The organism is Aquabacterium sp. TM01 (genome assembly GCF_057808345.1).
In genome coordinates, this window is sequence record NZ_AP046529.1 from 2,479,153 (window position 1) to 2,495,598 (window position 16,446).

The 16,446-nt window shown below is 62.1% G+C and carries 17 protein-coding genes; 2 read left to right on the forward strand and 15 right to left on the reverse strand.

Annotation, left to right across the window (positions count from 1 at the left end):
- Positions 1-4 precede the first annotated feature (4 nt).
- Both rplI and dnaB read left to right on the forward strand, forming a co-directional pair.
- Positions 5-457, forward strand: coding sequence for a 50S ribosomal protein L9 (gene rplI, locus AC3WW4_RS11305; RefSeq protein WP_488828509.1), 453 nt, complete (start codon positions 5-7; stop codon positions 455-457).
- Between the two features lie 188 nt (positions 458-645).
- Positions 646-2,082, forward strand: a complete 1,437-nt coding sequence (gene dnaB / locus AC3WW4_RS11310) for a replicative DNA helicase (RefSeq protein ID WP_488828510.1) — start codon at positions 646-648, stop codon at positions 2,080-2,082.
- 49 nt (positions 2,083-2,131) lie between these two features.
- Here the strand turns inward: dnaB and trxC are convergent, their stop codons facing one another.
- From trxC to frr, 15 genes are all read right to left on the reverse strand, one after another.
- Positions 2,132-2,569, reverse strand: coding sequence for a thioredoxin TrxC (gene trxC, locus AC3WW4_RS11315; RefSeq protein WP_488828512.1), 438 nt, complete (start codon positions 2,567-2,569; stop codon positions 2,132-2,134).
- 108 nt (positions 2,570-2,677) lie between these two features.
- Entirely contained in the window at positions 2,678-3,361 is a 684-nt protein-coding gene (locus AC3WW4_RS11320) for a Bax inhibitor-1/YccA family protein (protein ID WP_488828513.1), read from the reverse strand.
- Positions 3,362-3,542: 181 nt separating this feature from the next.
- On the reverse strand, positions 3,543-4,397 hold the full coding sequence (locus AC3WW4_RS11325; protein WP_488828514.1) for a TrmH family RNA methyltransferase: 855 nt from the start codon (positions 4,395-4,397) through the stop codon (positions 3,543-3,545).
- Positions 4,398-4,436: 39 nt separating this feature from the next.
- Positions 4,437-5,003: a ribonuclease HII gene (rnhB, locus tag AC3WW4_RS11330; RefSeq protein ID WP_488829738.1), complete on the reverse strand. Its 567-nt coding sequence runs from the start codon at positions 5,001-5,003 to the stop codon at positions 4,437-4,439.
- Between the two features lie 67 nt (positions 5,004-5,070).
- Complete coding sequence (lpxB, locus tag AC3WW4_RS11335) at positions 5,071-6,252, reverse strand: lipid-A-disaccharide synthase (protein ID WP_488828515.1); 1,182 nt, start codon at positions 6,250-6,252, stop codon at positions 5,071-5,073.
- A gap of 4 nt (positions 6,253-6,256) precedes the next feature.
- Entirely contained in the window at positions 6,257-7,045 is a 789-nt protein-coding gene (lpxA, locus tag AC3WW4_RS11340; RefSeq protein ID WP_488828517.1) for an acyl-ACP--UDP-N-acetylglucosamine O-acyltransferase, read from the reverse strand.
- A 7-nt stretch (positions 7,046-7,052) separates the two neighbouring features.
- Complete coding sequence (gene fabZ, locus AC3WW4_RS11345; RefSeq protein ID WP_339582733.1) at positions 7,053-7,493, reverse strand: 3-hydroxyacyl-ACP dehydratase FabZ; 441 nt, start codon at positions 7,491-7,493, stop codon at positions 7,053-7,055.
- Positions 7,490-8,518, reverse strand: coding sequence for a UDP-3-O-(3-hydroxymyristoyl)glucosamine N-acyltransferase (gene lpxD, locus AC3WW4_RS11350; protein ID WP_488829739.1), 1,029 nt, complete (start codon positions 8,516-8,518; stop codon positions 7,490-7,492). The genes fabZ and lpxD overlap by 4 nt, the downstream gene beginning before the upstream one ends.
- Before the next feature lie 11 nt (positions 8,519-8,529).
- Positions 8,530-9,042 (reverse strand): OmpH/Skp family outer membrane protein, encoded by a 513-nt coding sequence (locus AC3WW4_RS11355; protein WP_488828519.1) that lies wholly within the window; start codon positions 9,040-9,042, stop codon positions 8,530-8,532.
- Positions 9,043-9,044: 2 nt separating this feature from the next.
- Entirely contained in the window at positions 9,045-11,333 is a 2,289-nt protein-coding gene (bamA, locus tag AC3WW4_RS11360) for an outer membrane protein assembly factor BamA (RefSeq protein ID WP_488829740.1), read from the reverse strand.
- A 25-nt stretch (positions 11,334-11,358) separates the two neighbouring features.
- Entirely contained in the window at positions 11,359-12,759 is a 1,401-nt protein-coding gene (gene rseP / locus AC3WW4_RS11365; protein WP_488828520.1) for an RIP metalloprotease RseP, read from the reverse strand.
- A 49-nt stretch (positions 12,760-12,808) separates the two neighbouring features.
- Complete coding sequence (ispC, locus tag AC3WW4_RS11370; protein WP_488828522.1) at positions 12,809-14,017, reverse strand: 1-deoxy-D-xylulose-5-phosphate reductoisomerase; 1,209 nt, start codon at positions 14,015-14,017, stop codon at positions 12,809-12,811.
- Complete coding sequence (locus AC3WW4_RS11375) at positions 14,010-14,936, reverse strand: phosphatidate cytidylyltransferase (RefSeq protein ID WP_488828524.1); 927 nt, start codon at positions 14,934-14,936, stop codon at positions 14,010-14,012. The genes ispC and AC3WW4_RS11375 overlap by 8 nt, the downstream gene beginning before the upstream one ends.
- Before the next feature lie 2 nt (positions 14,937-14,938).
- A complete protein-coding gene (gene uppS, locus AC3WW4_RS11380) occupies positions 14,939-15,715 on the reverse strand; it encodes a polyprenyl diphosphate synthase (protein WP_488828526.1) in 777 nt (258 codons plus the stop codon).
- A gap of 117 nt (positions 15,716-15,832) precedes the next feature.
- Positions 15,833-16,393, reverse strand: coding sequence for a ribosome recycling factor (gene frr / locus AC3WW4_RS11385; RefSeq protein ID WP_488828528.1), 561 nt, complete (start codon positions 16,391-16,393; stop codon positions 15,833-15,835).
- Positions 16,394-16,446 lie beyond the last annotated feature (53 nt).

Sequence of the window (16,446 nt, forward strand, 5' to 3'; positions counted from 1 at the left end):
CGTCATGCAAATCATCCTCCTCGAAAAAGTCGCCAACCTGGGCAACCTGGGTGATGTGGTCAAGGTCAAGGACGGCTACGCCCGCAACTTCCTGATCCCGACCCGTCAAGCCCGTCGTGCTACCGAAAAGGCCATCGCCGAATTCGAAGCCCGTCGTGCCGAGCTGGAAAAGGCTCAAGCTGAAAAGCTGGCTGCCGCTCAAGCTGTGGGCGAAAAGCTCAACGGCAAGACCATCACCGTGAGCCAAAAGGCTGGCGTTGACGGCCGTCTGTTCGGTTCCGTGACCAACCACGACATCGCTGATGGCCTGAAGGCTGCTGGCTTCGAAGTGGCCAAGCACCAGATCCGCCTGCCCAATGGTCCTCTGAAGACCACGGGCGAGCACGCTGTGTCGGTGTCCCTGCACACCGACGTGGTCGTGGACGTGACCGTCGCCGTGGTTGGCGAAGCCGCTTAAGGTTTCACCCTTCCTAGCGATTCACACCATCGCCTGAATCCGGTTTCGGCCGGTTTCATCCAAAGCCGGCCTCACCGCCGGCTTTGTCGTTTGTGGCCCGACTTATCCCGCAAAGTCCCCAGCATTTCCCAAGGCTGCCCACAGACTTGTCCACAGGCGGGGCACTGCTCCGCTTTTATCATTGAGCCATGGCTGCCGCATTCCCTACCCCCTTTTCCGCCCGAGGCGTGACCGACTCACTCAGCAGTGACGAAGTCGCCAAACTGCGCGTTCCACCGCACTCCATCGAGGCCGAACAGAGCGTGCTGGGCGGCTTGCTGCTGGACAACAGCGCCTGGGACCGCGCCTCCGATCTGCTGCACGATGGCGACTTCTACCGTCATGAGCATCAACTGATCTTCATGGCCATCCAGCAACTCGTTGGCGCATCCAAGCCTGCCGACGTGATCACGGTGTTCGAGCAGTTGCAAATGCAGGGCAAAGGCTCGGAAGTGGGCGGGCTCGCTTATCTGAACGCCCTGGCGCAATCGGTGCCCAGTGCAGCCAACATGCGCCGCTATGCCGAAATCGTGCGCGAGCGGGCCGTGCTGCGCAAGCTGGTCACGGCCAGCGACGAAATCGCTACCCACGCCTTCAATCCCCAAGGCAAGAGCGTCTCCGACATCCTGGACGAGGCCGAAGCCAAGATCATGAAAATCGGCGAGGAAGGCAGCCGCAACAAGCAAGGTTTCTTCTCGATGGACGGCCTGGTGGTCGATCTGCTGGACCGCGTCACCGAACTGGCCGACAACGGTGCCGAAGACGTAACCGGTGTACGCACCGGCTTCATCGACATGGACAAGATGACGGCCGGCCTGCAAAAGGGCGACCTGATCATCCTGGCCGCCCGCCCTTCCATGGGTAAGACCGCGTTTGCGCTGAACATTGGCGAAAACGTGGCCGTCAACGAAGGATTGCCCGTTGCGGTGTTCTCCATGGAAATGGGCGCCTCACAACTGGCCCTGCGTATGGTCGGCTCCATCGGACGGATCAACCAACAGAACCTGCGCACCGGCCGCCTCACCGACGACGAGTGGGGTCGTCTGAGCGAGACCGTGGAAAAGCTCCGCACAGCCAACGTCTTCATCGACGAAACGCCTGGCCTGTCACCCAACGAGTTGCGCGCCCGGGCGCGGCGTCTGGCCCGTCAGTTCGGCGGCACGCTGGGTTTGATCATCATCGACTACCTGCAGTTGATGAGCGGCTCAGGCGGCAATGAAGAGAACCGTGCCACCGTGATCGGTGAAATCTCGCGGGGCCTCAAAGCCCTGGCCAAAGAACTGCAATGCCCGGTGATCGCGTTGTCTCAGCTCAACCGTTCGGTGGAAACGCGCCCGGACAAACGACCCATGATGTCCGACCTGCGTGAATCCGGCGCCATTGAGCAGGATGCGGACGTGATCATGTTCATTTACCGCGACGAGTACTACAACAAGGAATCCAAGGTGCCCGGCGTCGCCGAAATCATCATCGGCAAGCAGCGTAACGGCCCGGTGGGCAGCTTGCACCTGGCTTTCCTGAAATCGAACACGCGCTTCGAAAACCTGGCCCCTGGTACCTACCTCGGCGAAGGCGATCAGTACTGATCACGTGCTTCGGAGGTCACGCTGGCGGCCCTGGGGCTCCTGGAGCCGCTCACAGACCATGCCGCGCCAGCCAAGTCTGCAACTGGGCTGGTGGCAAGGCGCCCGACACCCGGTCGACCTCCCTGCCCTCCTTGAACAGCGCCAGTGTGGGAATGCTGCGGATCTGATAAGCCGAGGCAATGCCCTGCTCCACCTCGGTGTTGACCTTGGCGAAGCGCACACGGCTGGCATACGGCGCAGCCAGTTGCGCAAACACCGGCGCGAACATCTTGCACGGTCCACACCAGGGCGCCCAGAAGTCCACCAGCACAGGCAGCTGATTGCGCGAGATGAAACGCTCAAAGCTGGCCTGGGTCAGTTCAATGGGCTGCGGCGCCAGCACAGGCTGATGACACTGCCCGCACTGAGGCATATCTCCCAGGCGTTGCGCCGGGACACGGTTGATGGCGTGGCAGTGGGGACAAACCAGTTCCAGGGACTGCGTCATCGGGTCTCCTTGTGAAGTCGTGTACCCCAGATGGCATCCAATCGCCCAAAAACAAGCCCGCCGGGGCAGCAAGCCAGGGCGGGCTCATTCACGCAAGGATGACGCGACTCAGTCGTCACCCCCACCCAGTGCCGTCAGCAGGTGCAGCAGCGACGAGAACAGGTTGTACACGCTCAGGTAGACAGACAAGGTGGCCGTCACGTAGTTGGTTTCGCCACCATCGATGATCTGCTTGAGGTCGTACAGGATGAAGGCAGAGAAGATCACCACGCCCATGGCCGACAGGGCCAGGTACAGCGCAGGCATTTGCAGCCAGATGTTGGCGATGCCAGCCACGATCATGACCATCAAGCCCACGAACAGCCACTTGCCCAGCGAAGACACATCGCGCTTCATGGTCGAGGCCAGCGTGGCCATGCCAGCGAACACCAGCGCTGTGCCGCCGAAAGCCGTGGCAATCAGCGAGGCACCGTTGGACAGACCGAGCACCATACCCAGCATGCGCGAGAGCATCAGGCCCATGAAGAAGGTGAAGCCCAGCAGCAACAACACGCCAACGCCAGAATTTTTGAACTTCTCGATGGCGAAGAAGAAGCCGAAGGACACGGCCATGAACACGATCAAGCCCATGAAGGGGCTGCCCGCGAAGAAGCTGAAGCCCGTGGCCACGCCCAGCCAGGCGCCCAGCACCGTGGGCAGCATCGACAGGGCCAGCAGTGCGTAGGTGTTGCGAAGCACGCGCTGACGGTCGCCGGCCACGGCCGAGCCGTACACCACGTCAAGGGGTTTCATTGATCGATCCATGTTCTGTCTTCTCCAGGTTCGCCGTGCCGAACCACCAAGCGGTGGCAAGCACTGTACGTATCAAACTTCGGCACATTGTAGGATGTTCATCCGTGCTGAACTCGCCTTGAAATCCATACTGCACAAAGGGCTCCGGCCGGACTGAGGCTCGGCATGCGGACGGTGCGCCTCACAAGCGACGGCGCATGGACTCATACAGACAGACGGCCGCTGCCGCTGCCACGTTGAGTGACTCCTCGCCACCCGGCTGAGGAATGGCCACCTTCAAGGCGCATTGGCGCATGACGGCCTCGCCCACGCCCTGCCCTTCGTGGCCCATGACCCAGGCACAAGGCTCTGGCAAGGCCACGGTCGGCAGTTGATGCTCGGTGTGGGAGCTGGTCGCCACCAAGGGAACCTGCAGTTCACCCAAGGCCTCGGGCAGGACCTGCTCCACCAGATGCAGGGCAAAATGCGCCCCCATCCCGGCACGCAGCACCTTGGGCGACCACAATCCGGCCGTTCCCTTGAGCGCCACCACCTGTGCCACGCCCATGGCCGACGCACTGCGCAAGATGCTGCCCACATTGCCGGCATCCTGCACCCGGTCCAGCACCACCGTAGGCACCCCAGCACGCAGTGCGCTCTCCGCTGCATCGGCGGCGGGACGGGTCAGCACAAAGCCGATCCGTGCAGGGGACTCCAGACCGGTAAAGATCTTCCACAAAGCATCCGGCACGACCACGACCTTCTCGGCCTGTCGCGCCAAGGCACTGAGGCGCACGGCCTGAGGGTCGGCTCCGGCGGCCGTGCCGTGCTCGCCCAACCAGGCACTCTCAGCCACCACGGCCACGCTCACCTCAACACCACGCTGCAGGCAAGCCTCACAAAGATGGTCACCTTCCAGCCAGACCTCGCCCTGCTTGCGGTAAGCAATCGGGTCCTGGCTGAGGCGACGCAAACGCTGCACCAGAGGGTTGTCACGCGACGTGACCCACTGGGTGCTGCGCAGGCGTGCGGGACGCTGAAGAAGAGAATCGGTCATGTCAAAAAAAGATCGAGGTCAACGCGCCAATGTGACCCGTTAGTCAAACGAGTTGGCCAGCACCAACTTGACCGGCCCGAACGTGCGCCGGTGCGCGGGCGTGGCCCCGTGCTCGCGCAGCGCCGCCAGGTGGGCCGCGGTGGGGTAGCCCTTGTGAACCTCGAAACCATACTGCGGATATGCCTCGTGCAGTTGCGAGCACAAGCGATCGCGGTGCACCTTGGCCAAAATGGATGCCGCCGAGATCGCCTGCACCTTGGCGTCGCCCTTGACGATGGCCTGTGCGGGCACGTTCAACACCGGAATTCGGTTGCCATCCACCAGCACCATGGCAGGCTTGAGGCGCAAACCCTCCACCGCGCGGCGCATGGCCAACATCGTGGCTTGCAGGATGTTGAGCCCGTCGATTTCCTCGACGCTGGCCTCGGCAACGCAGCAGCACAGAGCCTTGGCACGGATCTCGTCGTACAAGCTGTCACGGCGGCGGGCGGTCAGCTTCTTGGAGTCTGCCAGCCCCGCGATGGGCTGCTGTTCATCCAGGATCACGGCTGCGGCCACCACCGGCCCCGCCAAGGGCCCGCGTCCGGCCTCGTCCACACCAGCCATCAAACCCACCACGTCCACAGGCCACAGCAGGTCAAGCTGAAAAGGCGCCTCGGGCCCCTTCGGCGTGTCAGCGCGTTTCGAGGACTTGGGCGATGGCATCACTGGCGGCACGGGCCGTATCCTGTTTCAGTTGGTGGTGAAGCTCAAGAAAGCGCTGCTGCACCGATGCCGCACGGGCGGGCTGATCCAACCACGCCAGCACATCGGCCGCAAGCTGAGTGGGATGGGCCTCATCCTGCAGGCGCTCCGGCACCACCGAATCCGACAGCAGGATGTTGGGCAGCCCCACCCAGGGCAGATAGGCCATGCGCTTCATGATCTGCCAGCTCAGCCCGCTGATCTTGTAGGCGATCACCATCGGACGCTTGAACAACGCGGCTTCGAGCGTGGCGGTGCCACTGGCGATCAAGGTCACATCACACGCAGCCAAAGCCTCGTGCGAGCGCCCATCCAACAAGGTCAACGGCGCGTCAGGTGCGTGCTCGCGCACCATCGGCTCGACGAGTTCACGCAAGCCAGGGACGATGGGCAGCACGAAGCGCAAATCCGGGCGCTGGCGACTCAACAAGGCCACGGTCTGCAGGAAAGCGGGGGTGTTGTGCAGCACCTCGCCTCGGCGACTTCCTGGCAAAACGGCAATCAGCGGCGTCGACTCATCGAAGCCCAAGCTGGCACGCGCTTGCGAACGCGGCACCTCGATGGGAATGGTGTCGGCCAGTGGGTGGCCCACAAAGGTGGCCGCAATGCCCTTGGCGTGATAGAGCGCTGGCTCGAAGGGGAACAGGCACAGCATGTGGTCCACCGAACGATGGATCTTGTTGATGCGCCCACCGCGCCAGGCCCAGATCGACGGACTCACGAAATGGACCGTCTTGACGCCGGCCGCCTTCAAGCGCGCTTCCAGCCCCAGATTGAAATCAGGTGCATCCACGCCCACAAAGACGTCAGGACGTTCACGCAACAACCGGTCACCGAGCTCACGCCGGATGGTCCAGATCTCGCGGAAGCGACGCAAGACCTCCATGTTGAAGCCATGGACAGCCAGCTTTTCATAAGGCCACCACGGCTCAAACCCGTGAGCGGCCATGCGTGGCCCGCCAATCCCAGCCGAGCTCAACCCTGGCCAGCGCTGGTGCAAACCACCCAACAGCAAGCCAGCGAGCAAATCCCCGGAAGTCTCGCCCGCCACCATGGCGACATGAGGTGCCCGCCCCAAGGTGCTCAAGGGCCGATCCAGATGGTCTGACATGTCTTCAGCGCACAATGCCGCGATCGGCCTGCGCCAGGAAGGCCAGCATCTGATCGATGTCTGCATCGGCCTCCGGGGTCTGGCCACGCAACGCAGCGATCTCGGCCTTGGAGGCCTCCAGCGTCAGCCCCTTGCGGTACAACAAGCGGTACATCTGCTTGAGCATGCTCAGGCGTTCAGCCGAAAAGCCCCGACGGCGTGGCCCTTCCTGGTGAACATTCTGCGCTTCAGCAGGGTTGCCTGCGGCTACCACAAAGGGCGGCAGATCTTGCGACAGCCGGGTCTGAAAGCCCAGCATGGCAAAGTCGCCGACGCGCACAAACTGGTGGATGCCGCTGATGCCGCCGATCAAGGTGTAGTTGCCCACCGTCACATGGCCGGCAAACTGCACCGAATTGGCAATCACATTGTGGTCACCAATGACGCAGTCGTGGGCCACGTGCACATAGGCCATGATCCAGTTGTCGTGACCGACCTGGGTCAGACCCTTGTCCTGAACCGTGCCGGTGTTGAACGTGGTGAACTCGCGGATGGTGTTGCGGTCACCAATGATCAACTGGGTCGGCTCACCCTGGTACTTCTTGTCCTGCGGGTCGGCACCCAGCGAGGCAAACTGGAAGATCTTGTTGTCACGCCCGATGGTGGTGTGACCTTCGATCACGCAGTGCGCGCCGACGCTGCTGCCCTCACCGATGCGCACGTTCGGACCGATGGTCGTGAACGGCCCCACCGTGACCGAGTCAGCCAGTTGCGCTTGAGGGTCAACAATGGCGCTGGGATGGATGTTCGCCATCTGCGCCTCAGGACACCTTGCGCACGGTGCACATCAGCTGAGCCGACACGGCCAGCTCTTCACCCACGAAAGCCTGGGCATTGAACTTGTAGATGCCGCCCTTGTTGCGGTCCATCTGCACGTCCAGGAAGAGCTGATCACCCGGCTCGACCGGGCGCTTGAAGCGCGCGCCGTCGATGCCGACAAAGTAATAGACGGAATTCTCGTCCACGCCTTCACCCTGAGTCTCAAAGGCGAGCAACGCCGCCGTCTGAGCCAGTGCTTCGAGCATCAAGACGCCGGGCATCACCGGGCGATTGGGGAAGTGGCCCTGGAAAAACGGCTCATTGATCGTCACGTTCTTCAAGGCACGAATGCGAACGTTCTTTTCGACTTCCAGCACGCGGTCTACCAACAGGAACGGGTAGCGGTGCGGGAGCTTTTGAAGAATCTTATGGATGTCCATCAGCTTTTCACTTGCTTTTCTAGGGTACGGATACGGTCACGCAGGGCATGGAGTTGACGCAGGGTTGCTGCGTTTTTCTCCCACGATGCGTTCTCGTCAAACGGGAAGGCGCCACTGTACAAGCCAGGCTTGAGCACAGAGCGAGAAATCAGGGTGCCGGATGACACATGCACGTTATCAGCCAACGTGAGGTGACCCAGGATCATGCCTGCACCGCCCACCGTGCAGTGTTTGCCAATGCGGGCGCTGCCTGCCACACCGACGCAGCCAGCCATGGCCGAATGTTCGCCGATGTGGACGTTGTGGGCGATTTGAACCAGGTTGTCAAGCTTGACGCCATTTTCGATCACGGTGTCGTCCAAGGCGCCGCGGTCCACACAGGTGTTCGCCCCCAGTTCCACATCGTCACCAATGCGCACGGCGCCCAGCTGCTCGATCTTCTCCCAGCGGCCCTGATGCGGTGCAAAGCCGAAGCCGTCCGCGCCGATCACCACGCCGCTGTGCAAAATGCAACGCGCACCCAGCACGCAGTCGAAGCCTACTGTGACCTGCGGGGCCAGGCGGGTGTGCTCGCCAATGCGGGCGCGGGCACCCACGAAACATTGCGCACCGATCCACGCACCCGCTTCTACGATGGCGCCGGCTTCAATCACCGCCAAGGGACCGACAGTGACGTCGGGACCAAGCACCGCGGTGGGGTCCACCACGGCAGACGGGTGGATGCCGGATACCGGACGCGGGCGCACCTGCCTCGACCACCACTGGGTCAGTCGGGCGAAGTACAGGTAAGGGTCGTCAGTGACAATGGCCGCCCCGCGTGCCACAGCCTCATCTTGGACCGCCGGACTGACGATGACGCAAGCAGCCGTCGTCGTGCTCAGTTGGGTGCGATATTTCGGATTGGACAGGAAGGCGATGGTGTGCGGCGTCTCGCCATCCAGTGGGCCGAGGTGACGAATCACCGTGGCCGCATCACCATGCAAGGTGCCCCCCAGCTCGGCCACCAACTGACCGAGCGTCACGTTCACTAACATGGTCGTCACTTGCCCGATCCGCTGTTCATGGACTTGATGACCTTGTCGGTGATGTCCACGCGGGGGCTGAAGAACACCGCTTCCTGCAGGATCAGGTCATATTTTTCCTGATCGAAGATTTGCTTGACCACACGCTGAGCACGGTCCAGCACGGCGGCCAGCTCTTCGTTCTTGCGCTGGTTCAGGTCTTCCTGGAACTCGCGGCGCTTGCGCTGCAGCTCCCGATCCTGCTCAACCAGATCACGCTGGCGACGGCTGCGCTCGGACTCACCCAGAGTGGGCGCGTCCTTTTCGAAACGGTCGGTCGCGCTCTTGAGGCGTGTCGCCGTGTCGGTCAGGTCCTTTTCGCGCCGAGTGAACTCGCTTTCCAGCTTGGCCTGTGCCGCCTTGGCCGACGATGCATCACGCAGCACCCGGTCGAGATTGACATAGCCAATCTTGAGCTCTTGGCCGTGCGCGAGCAGAGCCGAGCCACACAGCAAGCTGCCCACCAGCAGTTTTTTGAGTTGCGAAGTCATGGTCAGAATGCCGTACCAATCTGGAACTGAAGACGCTGGATTTTATCTTGGTCCTGGAAGCGGAAGGGTTTGCCGTAACTCAGTTTGAGCGGCCCCACCGGAGAGACCCAGCTGATGCCCACCCCCACCGAGGCGCGCACGTCGCTGAAACTCATGGACTCCTTCTCACCCCAGACGTTGCCCGCGTCCATGTAACCGAACAAGCGCAACGTGCGGTCGTTGCCGGCGCCAGGGAATGGCACATACAGCTCGGCATTGACGTTGACGCGGCGATTGCCCCCCACGTAGGAGCCTTCGATGTCCAACGGGCCCAGAGAGTTTTGCTCAAAGCCCCGCACCGTGCCCAAGCCGCCACCGTAGAAGTTCTTGAAAACAGGATATGGCTTGCCAGACAGTCCCTTGCCGTAACCCAGCTCTGAGTTCAGGCCCAAGGTAAATCGATTCGACAGCGGAATGAACTGCTGGAACTGGTAGTCACCGCGCAGATAGCGGGTGTCACCGGCCACGCCTACCTCCAGATTCAGGCGCTGATAGCGACCGCGCGTCGGTGCAATCAGGCTGTCACGCGCATCACGGGACCAACCCACCGTCAAAGGAACCGACACACTGGCTTCGCCAAAGGTGTCCCGGTAAAGACGATAACTGACCGGCAGCCCGGTGTCACCCTTGATCGACGTCTGCTCCACGCCGGCCCCGAAGAACACGGTGTCGTACTCGGTGAACGGCACGCCGAAACGCACGGCGCCGCCGGGGGTCACAATCTTGTAGTCCCCACCTTGGGTGCTCAACGGACGCGACGTGCGGTAGTACAGGTCATAAGACCGAGACACACCATCGTCGGTGAAGTACGGATCCACGGTGCTGACCACGATCGTGCGGTTGTACTTGCTGGTGTTCAGGTCAATGCCCAGGTAGTTCCCGGTGCCGAACACGTTGTCCTGCTTGACCGAAGCCGTCAGGGTGAACTTTTCGGCGCTGGAGAAACCGGCACCCAGCATCAAGTTACCCGTCGGCTTCTCTTCGACCGAGATGGTCAGGTCCACCTGGTCGGCGGTACCCGGCACTTCCACGGTCTCAATGTCCACGGCCTTGAAGTAGCCCAGACGGTCCACCCGGTCACGCGAGAGTTTGATCTTCTGGCCGTCGTACCAGGCCGCCTCGAACTGGCGGAACTCGCGGCGGATCACTTCGTCACGGGTACGAGAGTTGCCCGCCACGTTGACACGACGCACATACACGCGGCGCTGAGGCTGGGCCACCAGCACGGCCACGGCCTGCCCCTTGGCTCGATCCAACTCAGGACGGAACTCCACACGGGCAAAAGCATAACCAAAGGCCGCGAAGCGATCGGTGAAGGCCTTGGTGGTCGCCGCCACCACGTCGGCCTGATAGGCCTCACCGGGCTCAATGGTCACCAGCTTGCGGAACTCGGCTTCCTTGCCCAGGTACTCGCCTTCCAGGCGCACGCCGGTCACCACATAACGAGGGCCTTCGTTCACGCTGATCGCGATCGAAATGTCCTGCTTGTCGGGCGAAATGATCACCTGAGCCGACTCGATCTTGAACTCGAGGTAACCTCGGTTCAGGTAATAGGCCTTGATCTTTTCCAGGTCAGCGTTCAGCTTGGCCCGGGCGTACTGGTCGGACTTGGTGTACCAGGTCAGCCAGCCGCCCTTGGTCAGGTCCATCTGCGAAATCAGGGTGCTTTCCGAGAAAGCCTGACTGCCCGTGATGCGGATGCTCTTGATCTTGGTGACCTCGCCCTCGGTGACCGTGAAGGTCACGTTGACACGATTGCGCTCGGTCGGCGTGATGGTGGAGACCACCTCCACACCATACAGACTGCGGGTGAGGTACTGGCGCTTGAGTTCCTGCTCGGCACGGTCGGCCAAGGCGCGGTCAAAAGGCTGGCCTTCGCCAATGCCGATGTCCTTGAGCGCCTTGACCAGCACGTCCTTGTCAAATTCCTTGGTGCCGACAAACTCGACACGCGAAATCACCGGACGCTCCTCCACCACAACGACCACCACGTTGCCGTCGATCTGGAGTCGCACGTCCTTGAACAGGCCGGTGGCAAACAAGGCGCGCAAACCAGCGGAGCCCTTGTCGTCGGTGTAGGTGTCGCCGACACGGAAAGGCAATGAGGCGAACACCGTGCCAGCGTCAGCACGCTGCAGGCCCTCGACACGAATGTCCTTCAGCACAAAAGGCTCAACCGCCCAAGCGGAATGAAACAGGGATGTCGCCAGCAAGGCAGCGAGCAGGGTCGGTTTGAACCGCACAGCAGTCATGAAAGGGCTTTGCATGCAGGAAAACTCAGTGCGCGCCAAAGAGACGCGCCAAGTCGTTGTAGAGGGCCAATGACATCATCGCGAGCATGATGGCCACGCCACCCCGCTGCAAACGTTCCAGCCAGATTTCGGAAACTGGCCGGCCCGTGACGCCTTCGAAAAGATAATACATGAGGTGTCCGCCATCGAGGACGGGCAGAGGCAGCAAGTTAAGCACCCCCAGGCTCACACTGACCAAAGCCAGGAAGCCGACGTAGTAAACCCAACCCATTTGCGCGGAACGGCCCGCATAGTCGGCAATGGTCAGCGGACCACTGAGGTTTTGCAGCGAAGCCTCGCCAATCAGCATCTTGCCGAGCATGCTCAGGCTCATCACGGACACATCCCAGGTCTTGCTGGCGGCTTTGGTCAAGCCCTCCAGCAGACCGTAGCTGACCTCGACCGTGGCCGGCATGCTGCCCAGCGCTGCCTCAATGCGAGGCACACGCTGGCCTTTCACCTCGGTCATCACCGGCAACAGTTTCAGGGACTGGGGCTGGCCTGCTCGTTCGATCAGCAGCGACAGTGCTCGGGCCTCACCACCAGCCTGGCTGTCGCGGATCATCTGCCGCAGTTGGCCGGCATCGGCAGGTGGCACACCGTTGACCTGCAGGACACGGTCACCAGCGCGCAGGCCTGCCTTCTGCGCAGGGCCACCCGGCAGCACCTCGGCAATCAGGGGCTCGGCGTACGGGCCGCTCAAGCCGACACGCTCCAGCAAGCGCCCATCGACCTCAGAGGCTGGGATACGGCTTAGGTGCAGCACCACATTGCGACTTCCCGTGGCAGGCGCCGACGCCTGTGCCCGTGATTCGACCCTCAGGCGCACATCCTGCCCTGCCAGCGCAGACTGAATGAACAGCCATTGCAAATCAGTCATGGAGCGCACCGCATGCTGGTGCGCCTCACCATCCGCCGCATCTCCGCTCAGCACTTCCAGGCTCACCACCTCGTCGCGCGACTGCAAGCCAGCTTCGGCCGCCAAGGTGCCGGCACGAGGTTGCGCCAACCAGGGGCGCAACTCCTGCACACCAGCCCAGTTCACGCCGGCATACAGGAGCACAGCCAACAACAGGTTGGCCAGAGGCCCCGCTGCCACGACAAAAGCACGGTGGCGCAAAGGCTTGCGGTTGAAAGCGCGGTGCTGCTCGGCCGCATCCACCGGGCCTTCGCGCTCATCGAGCATTTTGACGTAGCCCCCCAGAGGCAGCGCCGAGATCACGAACTCGGTTTCACCACGCTGGCGACGCCACAACACCTGGCCGAAACCCACGGAAAACCGCAGCACCTTGACGTTGCAGGCCACCGCAGCCCGGTAGTGGCCGTACTCGTGGATGACCACCAGCACGCCAATCGTCACCAGAAAGGAAAGCACCGTCATCAACATCGTCATCCTCCTGCGTCACTGCGGCGTGTCGACTTGCAGCGAGCCCGCATCAAACCGCCAACCCCGCCACGACCGACCCTGCCACACGGCGCGCCTGCGCGTCGAGGTCCAGCAAGCCGTCCACCGTGTCGGCGGCCGAGTGATCAATCCGGCAGTCCGACAGTGACTGAACGTTGACCTGATGAATTTGATCAAAACGGATGCGACGGGCCAAAAATGCCTCAACCGCGATCTCGTTGGCGGCGTTGAGCACACAGGTGCTGCCGGCCTCGCCGTTGAGTGTCTCCCAGGCCAGTTGCAGACCAGGATAGCGGCGCGCATCGGCCTCTTCGAACGTGAGGGCATTCAGGTGCGTGAAGTCCAGCAGATCGGCCCCAGACTCGATGCGCTGCGGCCACGACAGGCCGTAGGCAATCGGTACCCGCATGTCGGGTGTCCCCAGTTGCGCCAGCACCGATCGGTCGCGGCACACCACCATCGAATGGATGATGCTTTGCGGATGCAGCACCACACGGATCTGCTCCGGCGCCAGATTGAACAACCAGCGGGCCTCGATAACCTCCAGCGCCTTGTTCATCATCGTCGCCGAGTCGACCGAAATCTTGCGCCCCATGACCCAATTGGGATGCGCGCAAGCCTGCTCCGGCGTGATGTCACCAAAGGTCGAGGGATCACGCTGGCGGAAAGGGCCTCCCGAAGCGGTCAACACAATGTGATCAATGCGTGCGGCCCAAGCAGAGGGCTCCTCCGGCAGACACTGGAAAATGGCCGAATGTTCACTGTCGATGGGCAACAGCGTCGCGCCGCCCTCTTCCACCGCACGCATGAACAAGGCACCGCCGACGACCAGCGCCTCCTTGTTGGCCAGCAATAGACGCTTGCCAGCTCGCGCCGCAGCCAGACAAGGTGGCAAGCCCGCAGCGCCGACGATGGCCCCCATCACCACGTCGACATCCGGGTGAGACGCCACATCGATCAAGGCCTGTGCGCCGCTGAGCACCTCGGTGCGCAAACCCGCATCAACGACCTGCGAACGCAAGCGCGCTGCCGCGGCCTCATCGGGCATCACCGCGTAGCGAGGCTGCCACAGACGGCACTGCGCCATCAGCTCATCGACGCGAGAGGCACCGGTCAGCGCCCAGACCTCGAACTGCTCCAGATGGCGCGACAGCACATCCAGCGTGTTGGTACCGATGGAACCGGTCGCACCCAGGATGCAGACGCGCTGGCGACGGGAGGACAACTGAGAATCAAGCATGGCACAAAGTCAGCACAGCCAAGGTCAAGGGCAAAGTGGGCAAGAGGGCATCGATGCGGTCCAGCACACCGCCATGCCCAGGCAACAACTGGCTGCTGTCCTTCACGCCGGCCTGGCGCTTGACGAGCGACTCGAACAAATCGCCAACCACACTCATGGCAACCAGAAAGGCCAGTGCCACCAACATCCCGACGGGGCCCAAGCCCATCCACAAACGGCTGTACAGGCTGGGCGAGTCCACACCGAGGTTGCCGTCAACCCAGATCCACAGCGCAGCCAGCACACACACTGCCACCATGCCGCTCCAGACCCCTTCCCAGCTCTTGCCTGGACTGATGCTGGGCGCCAGTTTGCGACGACCAAACGCTTTGCCACCAAAGTACGCGCCAATGTCGGCAGCCCAGACCAGACACATCACCGACAAGAGGAAATTCAAACCCTGCGCTTTGCTCTCGACCAGGGCCAGCCACGCCGTGACCAACAGCATCAAGCCCAGGAGACGACGCCAGAACTCCGGAACCCGGTGCCAATGGCCGCTGCCGTAACGCAGCACCGCCGCGCCCCCCAACACCCACACCGCGCAGGCAAATACCCACACGCTGCTGGCCACATGAAAGCCAGCCAGAGGCATGCCCCAGCCGTGCACATGCGGATGCACATTGAGTCCATCGCCGACGGCAGCAACGGCCCAGACGGGCAAACCCACGACCTGTGCCGCGTACACGCACCCCCCTGCCACAGCCGCTCCCGTGAGCCAGGCTCGCATCCCGGGCGCCTCATTCAGACGGGACCACTCCCAACCGGCCGCCGAGATGAACACCAGGGTGAGCGCAGAGAACGGCCAAGCCGCATCGCTGGCGAGGCAGGCCAGCAGAACGGCCGCCAAAATCAAGGCGGTGATGACGCGTTGCTTGAGCATGTTCAGTTCTCCTCCGGTGCCGCCAGCACATCATCCAGGCCGCCGACCGCACCCTCGCCCTCACCCGAGGCCCCCACATCACCAAACCGACGCTCTCGATCGGCATAGCTCTCGATGGCACGGTCGAGTTCCGCCCCATCAAAGTCAGGCCACAGGCAATCGGTGAAATACAGCTCCGAGTAAGCGCTCTGCCACAACAGGAAGTTCGACAAGCGCACTTCACCGCCAGTGCGGATCACCAGGTCCGGATCCGGTGCGTAACTCATCGTCATGAAATCTGACAAGGTCGCCTCATCAAGTGCCTCTGGCGCCACGCCGGCCGCCATCGCCCGCTGACAGGCCTGCACGATGTCCCAACGCCCACCGTAGTTGAACGCCACCGTCAACACCAGCTTGGTGTTGTCAACCGACGCAGCCTGAGCCTCCAGCAGAGCCGATCGCACACTCTCCGACACCGTGGTGAGATCACCTGCAACGCGGAATCGCACCCCTTCAGCCTTCAACTTGCCCAAATGCTTGGACAAGGCCACCAGCAACAAGCCCATCAGGCCAGACACCTCTTCCTCAGGTCGCTTCCAGTTCTCGGAAGAGAAGGCAAACACCGTCAGATACTCGACCCCACGGGTGGAAGCCGAACGGATCACATCGACCAGCGCATCCACGCCTGCTTTGTGACCCAATATCCGGGGCATGAAGCGCTTGCGCGCCCAGCGACCATTGCCGTCCATCACGATGGCCACATGACGTGGCGTGGTGGCGGCTGAAGAGAGAGGAGCCATCAATGATTGATCCGGGAAAGTGAGAGCGGGCCGCCAGGGCAGCCCGCATGTTCGCAAACAGAACGAGGCGGTCAGGCCGCCTCGGACATGGTCGCCATTATGGCAAAGCGCGCAGCCTCAAACGGCCAGCACTTCGGCTTCCTTGGCCTGAACCAGCTTGTCGATTTCGACAATGGTCTTGTCGGTCAGCTTCTGAATTTCGTCTTGCGAACGACGGTCATCGTCTTCCGTGATTTCCTTGTCCTTGAGCAAGCGCTTGGCATGCTCATTGGCATCACGACGCAGGTTGCGCACGGCAATCTTCGTGTCTTCACCCGTGGCCTTCACCACCTTGGTGAGCTCCTTGCGGCGCTCTTCCGTCAGCGCTGGCATCGGGACGCGAATCAGGTCGCCCTGAGACGCAGGATTCAGCCCCAGATCCGATTCGCGAATGGCCTTTTCAATCTTGGCGCCCATGCCCTTTTCCCAAGGCTGAACACTGATCGTGCGCGCATCTTGCAGCGTCACGTTGGCCACTTGGCTGATGGGCACCAGCGAGCCGTAGTACTCCACCTGCACCTGATCCAGGATGCCGGGGTGGGCACGGCCGGTGCGAATTTTGGACAATTCGACTTTGAAAGCCTCAATGGACTTGAGCATTTTCTGCTCAGCGTTCTTTTTGATCTCTGCGATGCTCATGGGAAGCTCCGTACGAAGGCCTGGGGCCAACTGACGATAGGAAAACGGGGAAA

Excerpts from the sequence above, each read along its gene's own strand:
- rplI (WP_488828509.1), top strand. The coding sequence starts at position 5 with ATGCAAATCATCCTCCTCGAAAAAGTCGCCAACCTGGGCAACCTGGGT.
- dnaB (WP_488828510.1), top strand. The coding sequence starts at position 646 with ATGGCTGCCGCATTCCCTACCCCCTTTTCCGCCCGAGGCGTGACCGAC.
- trxC (WP_488828512.1), bottom strand. The coding sequence starts at position 2,569 with ATGACGCAGTCCCTGGAACTGGTTTGTCCCCACTGCCACGCCATCAAC.
- AC3WW4_RS11320 (WP_488828513.1), bottom strand. The coding sequence starts at position 3,361 with ATGAAACCCCTTGACGTGGTGTACGGCTCGGCCGTGGCCGGCGACCGT.
- AC3WW4_RS11325 (WP_488828514.1), bottom strand. The coding sequence starts at position 4,397 with ATGACCGATTCTCTTCTTCAGCGTCCCGCACGCCTGCGCAGCACCCAG.
- rnhB (WP_488829738.1), bottom strand. The coding sequence starts at position 5,003 with ATGGCTGGTGTGGACGAGGCCGGACGCGGGCCCTTGGCGGGGCCGGTG.
- lpxB (WP_488828515.1), bottom strand. The coding sequence starts at position 6,252 with ATGTCAGACCATCTGGATCGGCCCTTGAGCACCTTGGGGCGGGCACCT.
- lpxA (WP_488828517.1), bottom strand. The coding sequence starts at position 7,045 with ATGGCGAACATCCATCCCAGCGCCATTGTTGACCCTCAAGCGCAACTG.
- AC3WW4_RS11355 (WP_488828519.1), bottom strand. The coding sequence starts at position 9,042 with ATGACTTCGCAACTCAAAAAACTGCTGGTGGGCAGCTTGCTGTGTGGC.
- bamA (WP_488829740.1), bottom strand. The coding sequence starts at position 11,333 with ATGACTGCTGTGCGGTTCAAACCGACCCTGCTCGCTGCCTTGCTGGCG.
- rseP (WP_488828520.1), bottom strand. The coding sequence starts at position 12,759 with ATGTTGATGACGGTGCTTTCCTTTCTGGTGACGATTGGCGTGCTGGTG.
- ispC (WP_488828522.1), bottom strand. The coding sequence starts at position 14,017 with ATGCTTGATTCTCAGTTGTCCTCCCGTCGCCAGCGCGTCTGCATCCTG.
- AC3WW4_RS11375 (WP_488828524.1), bottom strand. The coding sequence starts at position 14,936 with ATGCTCAAGCAACGCGTCATCACCGCCTTGATTTTGGCGGCCGTTCTG.
- uppS (WP_488828526.1), bottom strand. The coding sequence starts at position 15,715 with ATGGCTCCTCTCTCTTCAGCCGCCACCACGCCACGTCATGTGGCCATC.
- frr (WP_488828528.1), bottom strand. The coding sequence starts at position 16,393 with ATGAGCATCGCAGAGATCAAAAAGAACGCTGAGCAGAAAATGCTCAAG.